Source organism: Paracoccaceae bacterium, from assembly GCA_012103375.1.
Taxonomy (GTDB): domain Bacteria; phylum Pseudomonadota; class Alphaproteobacteria; order Rhodobacterales; family Rhodobacteraceae; genus WLWX01.
The window spans coordinates 1,450,071-1,463,337 of sequence record WLWX01000001.1; the positions used below are offsets into that span (position 1 = coordinate 1,450,071).

General features: G+C 62.2%; 13 protein-coding genes. 9 read left to right on the top strand and 4 right to left on the bottom strand.

The annotated features are described in order from the left end of the window. Window positions 1–18: 18 nt before the first annotated feature. The gene (locus tag GKR99_07435) at window positions 19–903 is read right to left on the bottom strand and encodes an N-acetylmuramic acid 6-phosphate etherase (GenBank protein ID NKB27382.1); all 885 of its coding nucleotides are present in this window, start codon (window positions 901–903) and stop codon (window positions 19–21) included. A gap of 157 nt (window positions 904–1,060) precedes the next feature. Here GKR99_07435 and GKR99_07440 point away from each other — a divergent pair, with 157 nt between their 5' ends. From GKR99_07440 to nagA, 4 genes are read left to right on the top strand one after another with little or no spacing between them, the layout of a single operon-like run. Next, window positions 1,061–1,933 (top strand): ATPase, encoded by an 873-nt coding sequence (locus tag GKR99_07440; GenBank protein NKB27383.1) that lies wholly within the window; start codon window positions 1,061–1,063, stop codon window positions 1,931–1,933. Beyond that, window positions 1,930–2,709: a UTRA domain-containing protein gene (locus GKR99_07445; protein NKB27384.1), complete on the top strand. Its 780-nt coding sequence runs from the start codon at window positions 1,930–1,932 to the stop codon at window positions 2,707–2,709. Before GKR99_07440 ends, GKR99_07445 begins: the two co-directional genes overlap by 4 nt. Then, window positions 2,710–3,738 (top strand): SIS domain-containing protein, encoded by a 1,029-nt coding sequence (locus GKR99_07450; protein NKB27385.1) that lies wholly within the window; start codon window positions 2,710–2,712, stop codon window positions 3,736–3,738. It begins immediately after the preceding gene. Continuing rightward, on the top strand, window positions 3,735–4,892 hold the full coding sequence (nagA, locus tag GKR99_07455) for an N-acetylglucosamine-6-phosphate deacetylase (GenBank protein NKB27386.1): 1,158 nt from the start codon (window positions 3,735–3,737) through the stop codon (window positions 4,890–4,892). Before GKR99_07450 ends, nagA begins: the two co-directional genes overlap by 4 nt. Before the next feature lie 24 nt (window positions 4,893–4,916). On the opposite strand, the gene GKR99_07460 is transcribed toward nagA, so the two are convergent. From GKR99_07460 to GKR99_07470, 3 genes are all read right to left on the bottom strand, one after another. Further along, entirely contained in the window at window positions 4,917–5,219 is a 303-nt protein-coding gene (locus GKR99_07460) for a hypothetical protein (GenBank protein ID NKB27387.1), read from the bottom strand. 115 nt (window positions 5,220–5,334) lie between these two features. Continuing rightward, window positions 5,335–5,976, bottom strand: coding sequence for a bifunctional 4-hydroxy-2-oxoglutarate aldolase/2-dehydro-3-deoxy-phosphogluconate aldolase (gene eda, locus GKR99_07465; GenBank protein NKB27388.1), 642 nt, complete (start codon window positions 5,974–5,976; stop codon window positions 5,335–5,337). 16 nt (window positions 5,977–5,992) lie between these two features. Further along, on the bottom strand, window positions 5,993–7,795 hold the full coding sequence (locus tag GKR99_07470) for a phosphogluconate dehydratase (protein NKB27389.1): 1,803 nt from the start codon (window positions 7,793–7,795) through the stop codon (window positions 5,993–5,995). 114 nt (window positions 7,796–7,909) lie between these two features. On the opposite strand from GKR99_07470, the gene GKR99_07475 reads away from it, so the two are divergent. From GKR99_07475 to GKR99_07495, 5 genes are all read left to right on the top strand, one after another. Continuing rightward, the gene (locus tag GKR99_07475; protein ID NKB27390.1) at window positions 7,910–9,505 is read left to right on the top strand and encodes a DUF3459 domain-containing protein; all 1,596 of its coding nucleotides are present in this window, start codon (window positions 7,910–7,912) and stop codon (window positions 9,503–9,505) included. Between the two features lie 194 nt (window positions 9,506–9,699). After that, window positions 9,700–10,581, top strand: a complete 882-nt coding sequence (locus tag GKR99_07480; protein ID NKB27391.1) for a metal ABC transporter substrate-binding protein — start codon at window positions 9,700–9,702, stop codon at window positions 10,579–10,581. Then, entirely contained in the window at window positions 10,578–11,417 is an 840-nt protein-coding gene (locus GKR99_07485) for a manganese/iron ABC transporter ATP-binding protein (protein ID NKB27392.1), read from the top strand. The genes GKR99_07480 and GKR99_07485 overlap by 4 nt, the downstream gene beginning before the upstream one ends. Window positions 11,418–11,559: 142 nt before the next feature. Beyond that, window positions 11,560–12,393 carry a hypothetical protein gene (locus GKR99_07490; protein NKB27393.1) on the top strand — a complete coding sequence of 278 codons (834 nt, stop codon included), beginning with the start codon at window positions 11,560–11,562 and terminating at the stop codon, window positions 12,391–12,393. Next, complete coding sequence (locus GKR99_07495; GenBank protein NKB27394.1) at window positions 12,390–13,214, top strand: hypothetical protein; 825 nt, start codon at window positions 12,390–12,392, stop codon at window positions 13,212–13,214. The genes GKR99_07490 and GKR99_07495 overlap by 4 nt, the downstream gene beginning before the upstream one ends. Window positions 13,215–13,267: the final 53 nt, after the last annotated feature.

Here is a 13,267-nt window from a genome sequence, read left to right on the forward strand (position 1 = left end):
GGCCCGAGGGCCGGTTTTTCAAAGTCGCTCCAGTGCGGCGCGAAGTTGATCTTTGGATTCTGTAAGCAGGTCATTGGCGGCAGCCAGCGTCGCGACGCCTTTTGCCATCAGCACGGCGGGCTTCACCGCCCCTTCGGCACGCCCCAGATGATCTGCGGCGACAGCCTCATCAACACCTGCGATCCGCGCCACCATGCCTGCTGCGCGGTTGCGCAGTTTGGCGTTGTCGGCACGCAGGTTGACCATCATCCCGTCATGGACGCCGCCCAGATGGACGCCCATCAGCGTCGACATCATGTTCAGCGTCACCTTCTGCGCGGTGCCAGCACCCAACCGGGTCGACCCGGCGATAACCTCGGGCGGGGTGGGCAGGCAGATCGCAATATCGGCATGTTCAAAGATCGCGGAATCGGCGTTGTTGGCGATGCAGATCGTCGTGGCCCCAGCGGCGCGGGCGGTGCTGGCCAGCGTCAGGGCGTATGGTGTCGATCCGCTGGCCGTCAGGACGATTGCGACATCACCGGGGCGGGCCGCATGTCCGGCGGCTTTGGCGCTGATCTGATCATCCTCGGTGTCGCCCGGCATCGCGGTATCCTGCGGCACGCCTCCGGCCATGTGAAACCGTACCCGCGCCGGGTCGGTGCCATAGGTTCCGGCCAGCTCTGCGGCATCCGCCAGCGCCATCAGGCCCGACGATCCGGCGGCCCCGTATATGAGTGTGCCACCTGCACGATAGGCGTCTGCCATCGCTTTTGCGCCTTGCGCGATATCGGGCAGGGCGCTTTTCACCACCTGAACGGCGGCCAGTTGACCGGCAAGAAGAACGTCCAAAACCTCAGCCGACGGGCGGGCATCCAGCCCTGGCGCGCAGTCATGCATCTGTTCGGTGGTGGCTACAGACATGCGAATCTCCCAATTCACGAACACAATACCTATATAATACCTTTTGTCCAGAAGATTCTCTGAACCTTTTAAATCCGCATGAAATATTGCGGAATTTGAATGCAATTGGCCGCTGAAAGGCCTTTCTTTTTGCGAATAGGTATTATAAAGGTCTTTTATGGATGGACGCGCAGATCAAAGTCTGATCGGGATTGATGGCGGCGGTACGCGCTGCCGTTTTGCGTTGTCGCATGGTGGGAGGGTGTTCGAAGCCGTGGGCGCGCCCGCAAATGCGACTACCGATCTGGGCGCGACCATCGCGTCGCTTTTGTCTGGCATCACGTATCTTGCAGCGCAGGCCGGGCTGGATGTGGCGGACCTTGCCCCGGCGCGCGGATACCTCGGCCTTGCGGGCGTGCTTGGCGATGATCAAGTTGCGGCCATCACGGCGGCATTGCCGATGCGCAGCATCCGGGTCGAAGATGACCGCCGCGCCGCTGTTGTCGGCGCCTTGGGTACCCGCGATGGGATCGTTGCGGGCATTGGCACGGGATCATTCCTCGCCCAGCAGATGGATGAACAGATCCGGTTTCTGGGCGGCTGGGGCGCGAAACTGGGGGATGAGGCTTCGGGCGCCTACTTAGGTCGCAGCGCATTGGCGCGAGTCCTGCATGTGGTCGACGGGTTGGAGGATCCCTCGGGGTTGACCGAGGCCCTGTTGGACGGCTTCAAAAACGATCCGGCCAAACTGGTCACCTTTGCCAATACCGCCACCCCGCAGCAATACGCCGCCTTCGCCCCGCAAGTGGCGGATGCGGCCCAGGCGGGTGATCCGAACGGTATCGCGCTGATGCAGGGTGGGGCGGGCTATATCGTCCGGTCCTGTCAGGCGCTGGACTGGTCTGCGGGAACACCGCTGTGCCTGATCGGCGGCCTTGCGTCCCGCTATGCGGCCTATCTTCCCGACCAGATGGTTGCCGATCTCTGCGATCCGGCGGGCCGCGCGCTGGACGGCGCCCTGACACTTGCAGCCAGGATTGAAGAGACATGACCGAGATTGCCGAATTCCTGAGCCCGGACGATTGGATGACCGGCACCTCTGGCCCCCGCTATGTCCGGCTGCGAAAGCGTATCGAACAGGGCATCCAATCGGGCCTGTTCGAACCCGGCGCGCCCCTGCCAGCAGAGCGCGAGATTGGCACCCTGACCGACCTGTCGCGCGTCACAGTGCGCCGCGCGATCCAGGATCTGGTCGAAGGCGGCGTCATCAAGCAGATACAAGGCAGCGGGTCATTCGTGACCGACGCGGCCGTCAAGGTCGAACAATCGCTGTCGCGCCTGACGTCATTCACCGAAGACATGGCGCGACGCGGTTTCGAAACCACGACCGTTTGGCTGGAACGCGGGCTGTTCCGCCCAACCGGTGACGAGATTGAGGGCCTGTCCGTCGACCCCAACGGATCCGTCGCGCGCCTGTCACGGTTGCGGCTGGCCCAGGGGCAGCCGATGGCGATCGAACGTGCCTCGCTGCCCGAGGATATACTGCCAAATCCGCTTGCCGTGGATCGTTCCCTTTATGAGGTTCTTGGCCAGTCCGGCCATCGCCCCGTGCGCGCGCGTCAGCGGATTTCGGCGATCAATTTGGGCGAAGAAGACGCCGGGTTGCTGGGGATCGCACCGGGTTCAGCCGGATTGAAGATCGAACGACTTTCATACCTCGAAGATGACCGCGTGGCCGAGCTGACGCGCTCGGTCTATCGCGGCGACACTTATGATTTCATTGCAGAACTTCGACTGGATCGGCCCGTAGGCGGGCAGGGGGACTAGATGACCAAATACAGCCAGATGCATGCAGAAGTGCAAGAGATTCCGGCAGCGGTGGACCGGCTTCTGACGCGTGGCGCGTCCGATATCGCAGCAGCCGCACAGGCAATCCGAACGCGCGACCCCGCCTTTGCGGTGACCGTTGCGCGCGGGTCATCCGATCACGCCTGTACCTATCTGAAATGCGCCTGCGAGCTGTTGACGGGGCGGCCTGTCGCCTCGCTCGGGCCATCCATCGCTTCGATCTATGACGCACAACTGCGTCTGGATCAGGCGCTGTGTATCAGTGTCAGCCAATCGGGCAAAAGCCCCGATATCGTGGCGATGGCCCGTGCGGCACGGCGCGACGGCGCGCTGAGCATCTCGCTGACCAATGACCCCGGCGCGCCGCTTGGGCAAGCGGCAGACTTCGCGTTGAACCTGCATGCAGGCCCGGAACTGTCTGTCGCCGCAACAAAATCCTTTGTCACATCCATTGTCGCGGGCCTTATGCTATTGGCCGATTGGCAACAGGAGACCGACCTGAAAGCGGCCCTCCACACCCTTCCCAAAGCGCTGGAGCGCGCCACTGCCATCGACTGGCCCGAGGTGCGCGCCGCCGTCGGCCCGCATGCTTCGGCCTTCACGCTGGGGCGCGGACCGGGCTGGGGCATCGCGGCCGAAGCGGCATTAAAATTCAAGGAAGTCTGTCAGATACACGCCGAAAGTTATTCATCGGCTGAGGTTTTGCATGGCCCGGTCAGCATCGTCGATTCCGGCTTTCCGGTTCTGGCCTTCGCCGCCGCCGACCGCGCCGAAGGCCCGATTGCCGAGATCGCCGACAACATCGCGGGCAAAGGCGGGGCGGTCTTCGCAACAACGGACAAGGTGCGCGCCGCGACCCAGATCGACCATATCCGCACTGCGCATCCGCTGACCGATCCAATCAGCCTGGTCACCAGCTTCTATGCAATGATCGAAGCCGACGCGACTGCACGCGGCATTGACCCCGACACCCCGCGCCACCTGCGCAAAGTGACCGAAACCGTATGAGCCAGCCCTCCACAGCCCTGAGCGCGGCGCAGATTTTCGACGGAGAGGTGCTGCACCGTGACCACGCCGTCCTGTTGCGCGACGGCACGATTGTCGATGTGGTGCCGCGTGCGGATTTGCCCGGTGGCATACCACTTACCGATCTGGGTGCGGGCATTCTTGCGCCCGGTTTCGTCGATCTGCAGGTCAACGGCGGCGACGGCATCATGCTGAACGACGCACCCACGCTTGCAGGGCTACGCCGGATCGTCCAGGCCCATGCGCGGCTTGGCGCAACCTCGATCCTGCCGACGCTGATTTCGGATACACCTGCCCAGACCCGCACAACCATTGACGCGGTGGTACAGGCCATTGCCGCCGATGTCCCCGGCATCGCTGGTCTGCATCTTGAGGGGCCGCATTTCGCCTTGTCGCGCAAGGGCGCGCATGACCCGGCGTTGATCCGGGCGATGACAGAGGATGATCTGGCGCTGCTGCTTGACGCCGCAAAACGCCTGCCGCTGCTGAAACTGACCTTCGCGCCCGAGGCCGTGACAATCGCGCAGATCCGCGCCCTGTCCGCCGCCGGCGTGTTGCTATCCATCGGTCATTCGGACGCGACATTCGCCCAATGCGGCGCGGCAATCGAGGCTGGCGTCACCTGCGTGACGCATTTGTTCAACGCCCAAAGCCAGCTGGCCAGCCGCGAACCCGGCGTTGTCGGCGCAGCACTTGCCCACGGTGGGGTGTCCGCGGGCCTGATCGCGGACGGTATCCACGTGCACCCCGCAACGATGAAGACCGCCTTGCAGGCCAAAACCGGCCCGGGCCGGATGTTCCTGGTCAGCGACGCGATGGCGCCAGCGGGCAGTGACATTGATCATTTCGACCTGAACGGGCGCCTGATCGAGCGGCGCAACGGGCGGCTGACGCTTGAGGACGGAACGCTGGCCGGGGCCGATCTGGATATGGCCACAGCGGTGCGTGTTCTGGTTGCGGACGTGGGCCTGCCATTGGTCGAGGCTTTGCAGATGGCCACCTCTGTTCCGGCTGGCATCGCACGACTGGGCGGCGGGGCCGGGCGGATCACTGCAGGCGGCGTTGCCGATATGGTGCATCTGGACGCGGACGGGGCGCTGGCCGCCGTCTGGCAAAGGGGTCGCCTTTTGGGCTAGCCGAATTGCGTTGCCGCCGGGCCGCTATTGCCACTCCATCGGGTCCGTTCGCTTGCGATACTCCTCGATACAGAAACCATCCAGGTCGAAGTCGGGATTGAACAGATCCTGCAGGAAGTCACTTTCGCCGCGTGTACCCATCATCGTGTGGAAAATGTTGTGATACCCGCCCGAGCAGGGCAGTCGATACATGTCGGGAAGTCGTGCGCCAAGCTGGCGCGCAGAATCCGCATCATGAAAATTACCCGGCGGATACAGGGCAACAAGCTGTGTCGCCGCCGCCGCCGCGCCCGAGGCGCACAGCGGATCGAATGCCCGCGCAGGCATGGGCACTGGTTTATCGTCAGCGACGAGTCGAGTGCAACGTTGCGCGAACACGAACGCGATCCCACGCAGGGCGCGGGCCAAACCAACGGCGATGCAGATAATCAGAACGGCTGACTTAGCGCGTCAGCCCCGCCGCTGCGCGTGCCAGTTCGGTGATCCCCGCCCAGTCGCCCGCCTCGATCAGGGCATTGGGCGCAACCCAGCTGCCGCCGACGCAAATCGTGTTGGACAACGCCAGATACTCTGCCGCATTCGCCGCGCTGACGCCGCCTGTCGGGCAGAACTGGACCTGCGGGATCGGTGCGCCGATGGCCTTCAGGGCCGGAACCCCGCCCGAGGCTTCGGCCGGGAAGAATTTCTGCGTGACATAGCCGCGTTCCAGCAAGGCCATCGCCTCGGTCGCGGTGGCGGCACCGGGCAGCAGGGGCAGGTCCGCGCCCTCAACTGCGTCCAACAGGCGATCCGTCACACCGGGCGAGACTCCGAACCGCGCGCCCGCCTTGATCGCCGCCTTTACATCCTCTGGACTCAGCAGCGTTCCGGCACCGACCACGCCGCCGTCCACTTTCGCCATCTCAGCGATCGCCTCCAGCGCGGCAGGGGTGCGCAGCGTCACCTCAAGTGCGGGCAACCCACCAGCCACCAGCGCCTCGGCCAAGGGACGGGCGGTTGCGGCGTCATGGATCACCAGCACCGGAACCACCGGGGCCAATTCGCAAATACGCGCGGCTTCGCGCGCAGCAGCTTCAGAGTTCATTGCATTTCCCTTCGGATCACAGAATGGCCGATGCGCCGTCCTGCGCAAGGCCGCAATTGTTGCGGAAGACGGCGAATAATTCGCGCCCCAGACCAACCTCATTGGCCGACAGGTCCGGGGTTACCGCGTCGCGGGCGTCAAAGTCCGCCTCCAGCACGTCCAACGTGCCAGCGGTCGCATCGACCCGCACCAGATCGCCGTCGCGCACCCGGGCCAGCGGGCCACCGTTCGCAGCCTCCGGACTGACATGAATGGCCGATGGCACCTTGCCTGACGCACCCGACATCCGCCCGTCGGTGACCAGCGCCACATGCAGTCCCCGGTTCTGCAGCACGCTCAGCAATGGTGTCAGACCGTGCAGTTCGGGCATGCCGTTGGCGCGTGGCCCCTGAAAACGGACGACGACGATGGTATCCTCGGTAAACTCACCGGCCTGGAAGGCGGTTTTGACAGCATCCTGCGTCTCAAAAACCCGCGCTTTGGCCTCGACAACGTGGTGTTCTTCGCGCACCGCCGAAACCTTCATGACACCGCGCCCCAGGTTGCCAACCAACTGGCTAAGGCCGCCTGTTGCCTGAAACGGATCGCTGATAGGTCGGATAATTTTTTCATTCTCACTGCGGGTTGCACCGGGTTGCCAATGCAACACATCATCTTTCAGAACCGGCTCGGCCGTGTAATCGTTCAGCCCGCCACCGGTGACCGTCAGGGTATCGTCATGCAGCAGGCCACCCTCCAGCAATTGCCCGATCAGGTATCCCAGGCCGCCCGCTGCGTGGAAGTGATTCACATCCGCCAAACCGTTGGGGTATATCCGCGCCAGCAGCGGCGTGATCGCCGAGATTTCGGCGAAATCCTGCAAATCCAGGATCACGCCCGAGGCCCGCGCCATGGCGGGCAAATGCAGCACCAGATTGGTCGAGCCTCCGGTCGCCATCAGCCCGACAATCCCGTTGACATAGGCGCGTTCGTCTAGCACCTGACCGGCGGGGCGATAATCATTGCCAAGGGCCGAAATCTGCAACGCCCGCTGCACGCCCGCACGGGTCAGCGCGTCGCGTAAGGGTGTGTTCGGATTGACAAAACTTGCACCAGGCAGGTGCAGGCCCATAACTTCCATCAGCATCTGGTTGGAATTCGCCGTGCCATAGAACGTGCAGGTTCCGGGGCCGTGATAGGCGGCCATCTCAGCCTCCATCAACTCTTTTCGACCAATATCACCGGCGGCAAACCTCTGGCGCACCTTTGCCTTTTCGTCATTCGGCAGGCCCGAGGTCATCGGCCCCGCAGGCAGGAAAACACCCGGGATATGCCCAAAACTGGCCGCTGCGATAACAAGGCCCGGTACAATCTTGTCGCAGACACCCAGGTAGACAGCCGCGTCAAACGTATCATGTGACAGGGCAATCCCTGCTGCCATCGCTATGATATCGCGCGAGAAAAGGCTAAGCTCCATCCCCGTGCGGCCTTGCGTGACCCCATCGCACATCGCCGGGACGCCGCCGGCGAATTGAGCCGTGGCGCCTGCGTCCCGCGCGGCATTTCGGATGATCTCTGGATATTGATCAAAAGGTTGATGTGCGGACAGCATATCATTGTAAGTACTTACAATTCCAAGGTTAGCTACATGCCCGCCGGCCAGCGCGGCTTTTTCCTGCATCGCGGCGTAGGCATGGGCCTGATTGCCACAACTCAGATGCGCCCGATGCGGCCCGTCGCCTGCCGCCGCCGTGATCCGCTGCAGATAATCCGCACGCGTCTTGGCCGACCGTTCAACGATCCGATCGGTGACTTCAGCGAGTTTTGGGTGCAGGGGCATTGCCAGCTCCGTTCAAATTGCTCTCTTGCGCCTGTTATCCGAGTTCGTTAGCGCTAACAACAAGCAAAACGTCGCAGTTCGCGGCACTGTGCGGCGATCGAAAAGGGTGGGATGATGGAACAGGAATGGTGGCGCGGCGCGGTGATCTATCAGATCTATCCGCGCAGCTTTCAGGACAGCACCGGTAACGGGATCGGGGATCTGCCAGGGATCACCGCGCGGCTGGACCATGTGGCAAGTCTTGGGGTGGACGCGATCTGGCTGTCGCCGTTTTTTACCTCGCCCATGGCCGATATGGGCTATGACGTCAGCGATTACTGCGATGTTGATCAGCTGTTCGGCACGCTGGCCGATTTCGACGCACTTCTGGCGCGCGCGCACGACCTTGGGTTGCGTGTGATCATCGATCAGGTTCTGTCGCATACCTCGGATCAACACCCGTGGTTTGTGGAAAGCCGCGCTTCGCGCACTGGCGAGAAATCCGACTGGTACGTCTGGGCTGACCCGCGCGAAGATGGGACGCCGCCCAACAATTGGCCCTCGGAATTCGGCGGCCCGGCCTGGGAGTGGGAGCCGCGCCGCAGGCAATATTATCTGCACAATTTCCTGGCCTCACAACCCGACCTGAACTTTCACAATTCGAACGTTCAGGATGCACTTCTTCAATCGATGGATTTCTGGCTGAAACGCGGTGTGGATGGGTTCCGGCTGGATACGGTGAACTATTACTTCCACGATCAACAGCTTCGCGACAATCCGCCAATGAACAGTGACCGCGACCTTAGACCCTATGAGATGCAGGATCACATCCATTCGAAAACCCGGCCCGAGAATATCGGGTTTTTGCAACGTTTGCGTAAACTTACGGACAAATACGGCGACCGAATGATGGTCGGAGAGGTTGGCGTTTCCGATGATCGTTCCGTGCAGGTCATGGGCGAATACACCCGTGGCGATGACCGGCTGCACATGCCCTATTCCTTCACGATGCTGGGCGATGACCACAGCCCCGAACACTTCCGCAGCAGGATCGAAAGGTTCTTTGACGGCGCGCCGGACGGCTGGCCCTGCTGGTCATTTTCGAACCACGACGTGCGTCGCCATGTCAGCCGTTGGGCGGGACCCGAAACCGACACGGATGCATTGGCAAAACAGTCGATCGCGCTTCTGGCAAGCTTTCCCGGAACCCTCGGCGTTTATCAGGGAGAGGAGCTTGGCCAAACCGAAACGGATCTGGAATATCACGAGTTAACAGATCCGCCCGGCCTTCGCTTCTGGCCCGAAACCAAAGGCCGCGACGGTTGCAGAACACCGATGGTCTGGAACAAATCGCAACCGAACGCAGGGTTTTCACAGGCCGCGCCCTGGTTGCCGGTCAAACCTCCACAAGCCGCGCGCGCCGTGGCCGGGCAGGCGGCGGATAACGACAGCGTGCTGGCGCAATATCGTCAGGTATTGGCGCTACGGGCGGGGACAGCGGCGCTGAAATCCGGCGCGTGCCGGTTTGTTGAGGCGACAGATCGGTTGTTGGTATTCGAACGGACTTCGGGCGATCAGCGGGTGCTCTGCGCATTCAATCTTTCGGATCAGCCTGTCATTTTGCCGCTGAATGCGCAGGTCAGGACCGTGCTTCTGGCGCAATCGGCCGAGGTTGATGGCGCGGAAATCCATCTTGGCGCGCGCGGTTGTTTCTTGGCAGAAGTTCTATAAAACAAGGTATAAACGCCGGTTTTTCGCGCGATACATAAATGGTGGCTTGTCGCTTCACCGCTCTGGCGTGCGTGCTCAATGATCAGGTCTTTAGTGTGCGCCCTTCTTTAGTTGCGAATAATTCGCATTTGCATTGACGAACACTACGTACTCTCATAAATGACCGTCAGACCATTCTGATAGGACGTATCTCCATGCCAGGATTGATCCGCGCGCTTGCCGTGATTCTTACCCTCAGCCCGCTGCCCGCGTTGGCGGCGGATTTCAAAGTGGTGACAACATTTACCGTGATCGCCGATATGGCCCGAAACGTGGCCGGGGACGCGGCCGAGGTTGTCTCGATCACCCGGCCGGGGGCCGAGATTCACAATTATGCGCCGACGCCCCGCGATATCCTCAGCGCGCGTGACGCTGATCTGGTGCTTTGGAACGGGCTGAACTTAGAACTGTGGTTCGAACGGTTCTTTCGAAACCTGAATAATGTTCCGCAAGCCGTTGTTTCCGATGGTATCACGCCTATTGGCATCGGCGATGGACCGTATCAGGGCAAGCCCAATCCCCATGCCTGGATGTCACCGGAAAGCGCGCTGATCTATGTGGATAACATTCGGGACGCCATGTCCGAACATGACCCAGACAACGCCGCAATCTATGCTGCCAACGCCGACGCCTATAAGGCACAGATCGCCGCCGCGCTTGATCCGCTGCGCGCGTCCCTGGCCGAGGTTCCGGATCACAAACGCTGGCTGGTCACCTCGGAAGGGGCGTTCAGTTATCTGGCGCGCGATCTGAACCTGAAGGAGCTGTTCCTCTGGCCGATCAACGCCGACCAACAGGGCACGCCGGGTCAGGTGCGCCGGGTGATCGACACGGTGCGCGCCGAAGGGATTGAGGTCGTGTTTTCGGAAAGCACCGTCAGCGCCAAGCCCGCGCAACAAGTAGCGCGCGAAACCGGCGCCGCATACGGCGGCATCCTCTATGTCGACAGCCTGTCCGAGGCGGACGGCCCGGTGCCAACCTACCTCGACCTGTTGCGTGTGACCGTCGAAACCATTGCGGCGGGTCTGGCGAAATGACAACGCCTGGCCTGTCGGTCGAAGGGATCACTGTTACCTATCCAAACGGCGTCACCGCCCTGCGCGACGCCAGCTTTGCAATTCCAACTGGAACCATCACGGCGCTTGTCGGGGTCAACGGATCCGGCAAATCGACGATGTTCAAGGCGATCATGGGGTTTCAGCGGCTATCGAGCGGCAAGATCACCATCCTTGGCCGCCCGGGCGCGCGGGCGTTAAAGGAAGGCATCGTCGCCTATGTCCCCCAGGCGGAGGAGGTTGACTGGACCTTCCCGGTCCTCGTCGAAGATGTCGTGATGATGGGCCGTTATGGCCACATGGGCCTGCTGCGGCGCCCGCGTGCCGCCGACCAGGCCGCCGTCACCGACGCGCTGGCCCGCGTCGGCATGTCCGATTTCCGCCATCGCCAGATCGGCGCGCTGTCAGGCGGTCAGCGCAAGCGCGTCTTTCTTGCGCGCGCCCTGGCACAGGACGGGCAGGTGATCCTGCTGGATGAACCCTTCACCGGCGTCGATGTGCAAACCGAAGAGGCGATCGTGACCCTGCTGGGCGAATTGCGGTCCGAGGGGCGCGTGATGTTGGTTTCGACCCACAACCTTGGCTCGGTCCCAGAATTCTGCGACCGCACGGTCCTGATCAAGGGCACCGTTCTGGCCCACGGCCCGACCGAGGCGACCTTCACCCGCCCTAACCTCGAAGCCGCATTCGGAGGGGTCCTGCGCCGCTTCGTCCTCGGCGGCGCCGACCTGCACCACGACGATGACGATACGCGCGAAGTCACGGTCCTCACCGACGACGAACGCCCCTTCGTCCTTTATGATGAACGTGACGAATGATCGCCCCCTTGCCCATCATTGACCCAAAAATATCCCGGGGAGGTCTGGAGGGGCTGGCCCCTCCAGCCACCGCCCGCGGCCACGACCCGAGGGATTTTACATCCCGAGGCCCCGACCGGCCGCGCCCGGCGGCACCCGTAAGATGAGTGTCCTGTTCGAACCCTTCGCCTATTCCTACATGATCAATGCAATGTGGGTGTCCGCGCTGGTCGGGGCGATCTGCGCATTCCTCAGCGCCTTTTTGATGCTGAAAGGCTGGTCGCTGATTGGTGATGCGCTGTCCCACGCTATCGTTCCCGGTGTTGCAGGGGCCTATATGCTGGGGCTGCCGTTTGCGCTGGGGGCGTTCCTGTCGGGCGGACTTGCGGCGGGCGCGATGCTGTTCCTCAATCGCCAGACGGGGCTGCGGGAAGATGCGATCATCGGGCTGATTTTCACCTCGTTCTTCGGGCTGGGGCTGTTCATGGTCTCGCTGAACCCGGTTGCGGTGGACATCCAGACGATTACACTGGGCAATATCCTGGCCATTGCGCCGGCGGACACTGTTCAACTGGCGATTATCGGCAGCGTTACTTTGCTTGTCCTGACGCTCAAATGGCGCGACCTGATGGTGACGTTTTTCGACGAAGGGCACGCGCGCTCCATCGGGTTGCCAACCGGGCGGCTGAAGCTGATTTTCTTCGCACTTCTGGCCGCTTCAACCGTCGCGGCCCTGCAAACTGTCGGGGCCTTTTTGGTCATCGCCGTTGTCGTCACCCCTGGCGCGACCGCCTATCTGCTGACTGACCGGTTTGGCACGCTGATCATTGTTGCAATCGTCATCGGCACGCTGACCAGTTTCATCGGTGCCTACCTTAGCTTCTTCCTCGACGGGGCCACCGGCGGGATCATCGTTCTGCTGCAAACCGCCTGCTTCCTGCTGGCGTTCTTCTTTGCCCCGCGCCATGGCCGGATCGCGGTCTGGAGGCGCGCATGATCGAAGAACTCCTCTTGCCGCTGCAACTTCCATTCATGCGCGATGCGTTTCTGATCACCCTGATGGTGGCGGTGCCTTCGGCGATGCTGTCGTGTTTTCTGGTACTGAAGGGCTGGTCGCTGATGGGCGATGCGGTCAGTCATGCGGTGCTGCCGGGGATTGTGCTGGCCTATATTCTGGGCGCGCCACTGGCGCTTGGCGCATTCATTACGGGTGTGGTCTGCGCCCTGACGACCGGCTGGCTGGCCGAACGGTCCCGCGTCAAGCGCGACACCGTGATGGGCGTGGTGTTTTCAGCGATGTTTGCGCTGGGGCTGGTGATGTATACGAAAATCCGCACCGACGTTCATCTGGATCACATCCTGTTCGGTGACATGCTGGGCGTCGCCACGCGGGACCTGATCGAGGCTGGAGCCATCGGCCTGTTCGTCGTCGCGGCAATCCTGATCCGGCGCCGCGACATGGTGTTGCACGCCTTCGACCCCGCGCAGGCGCTGGGGCTGAACGCGCGGGTGCTGCATTACGGGCTGCTGATCATGCTGACGCTTTGCGTGATCGCAGCAATGAAAGCGGTCGGGATCATTTTAGCGATCGCTCTGCTGATCGCGCCGGGTGCCACGGCATTTCTGGTGACGCACCGGTTCGCTGCGATGCTGGCAGTCTCGGTCGGGGTGGCGGTCACCTCGGTCGTGACAGGCGTCTACACCAGCTTCTTCATTGACAGCGCACCGGCCCCGACCGTGGTTCTGGTGATGACCGGGTTTTTCATCGCTGCATTCGCCCTTTCGGTCATGCGTGCGCAAAGAATGGGTGCGGTCTAAGCAAGCGCCCATCCCGCGGAAGGGCGCCTGCGTTTGTGGATCATGGGCTGCGG

Excerpts from the sequence above, each read along its gene's own strand:
- GKR99_07435 (NKB27382.1), bottom strand. The coding sequence starts at position 903 with ATGTCTGTAGCCACCACCGAACAGATGCATGACTGCGCGCCAGGGCTG.
- GKR99_07440 (NKB27383.1), top strand. The coding sequence starts at position 1,061 with ATGGATGGACGCGCAGATCAAAGTCTGATCGGGATTGATGGCGGCGGT.
- GKR99_07445 (NKB27384.1), top strand. The coding sequence starts at position 1,930 with ATGACCGAGATTGCCGAATTCCTGAGCCCGGACGATTGGATGACCGGC.
- GKR99_07450 (NKB27385.1), top strand. The coding sequence starts at position 2,710 with ATGACCAAATACAGCCAGATGCATGCAGAAGTGCAAGAGATTCCGGCA.
- nagA (NKB27386.1), top strand. The coding sequence starts at position 3,735 with ATGAGCCAGCCCTCCACAGCCCTGAGCGCGGCGCAGATTTTCGACGGA.
- GKR99_07460 (NKB27387.1), bottom strand. The coding sequence starts at position 5,219 with ATGCCTGCGCGGGCATTCGATCCGCTGTGCGCCTCGGGCGCGGCGGCG.
- eda (NKB27388.1), bottom strand. The coding sequence starts at position 5,976 with ATGAACTCTGAAGCTGCTGCGCGCGAAGCCGCGCGTATTTGCGAATTG.
- GKR99_07470 (NKB27389.1), bottom strand. The coding sequence starts at position 7,795 with ATGCCCCTGCACCCAAAACTCGCTGAAGTCACCGATCGGATCGTTGAA.
- GKR99_07475 (NKB27390.1), top strand. The coding sequence starts at position 7,910 with ATGGAACAGGAATGGTGGCGCGGCGCGGTGATCTATCAGATCTATCCG.
- GKR99_07480 (NKB27391.1), top strand. The coding sequence starts at position 9,700 with ATGCCAGGATTGATCCGCGCGCTTGCCGTGATTCTTACCCTCAGCCCG.
- GKR99_07485 (NKB27392.1), top strand. The coding sequence starts at position 10,578 with ATGACAACGCCTGGCCTGTCGGTCGAAGGGATCACTGTTACCTATCCA.
- GKR99_07490 (NKB27393.1), top strand. The coding sequence starts at position 11,560 with ATGAGTGTCCTGTTCGAACCCTTCGCCTATTCCTACATGATCAATGCA.
- GKR99_07495 (NKB27394.1), top strand. The coding sequence starts at position 12,390 with ATGATCGAAGAACTCCTCTTGCCGCTGCAACTTCCATTCATGCGCGAT.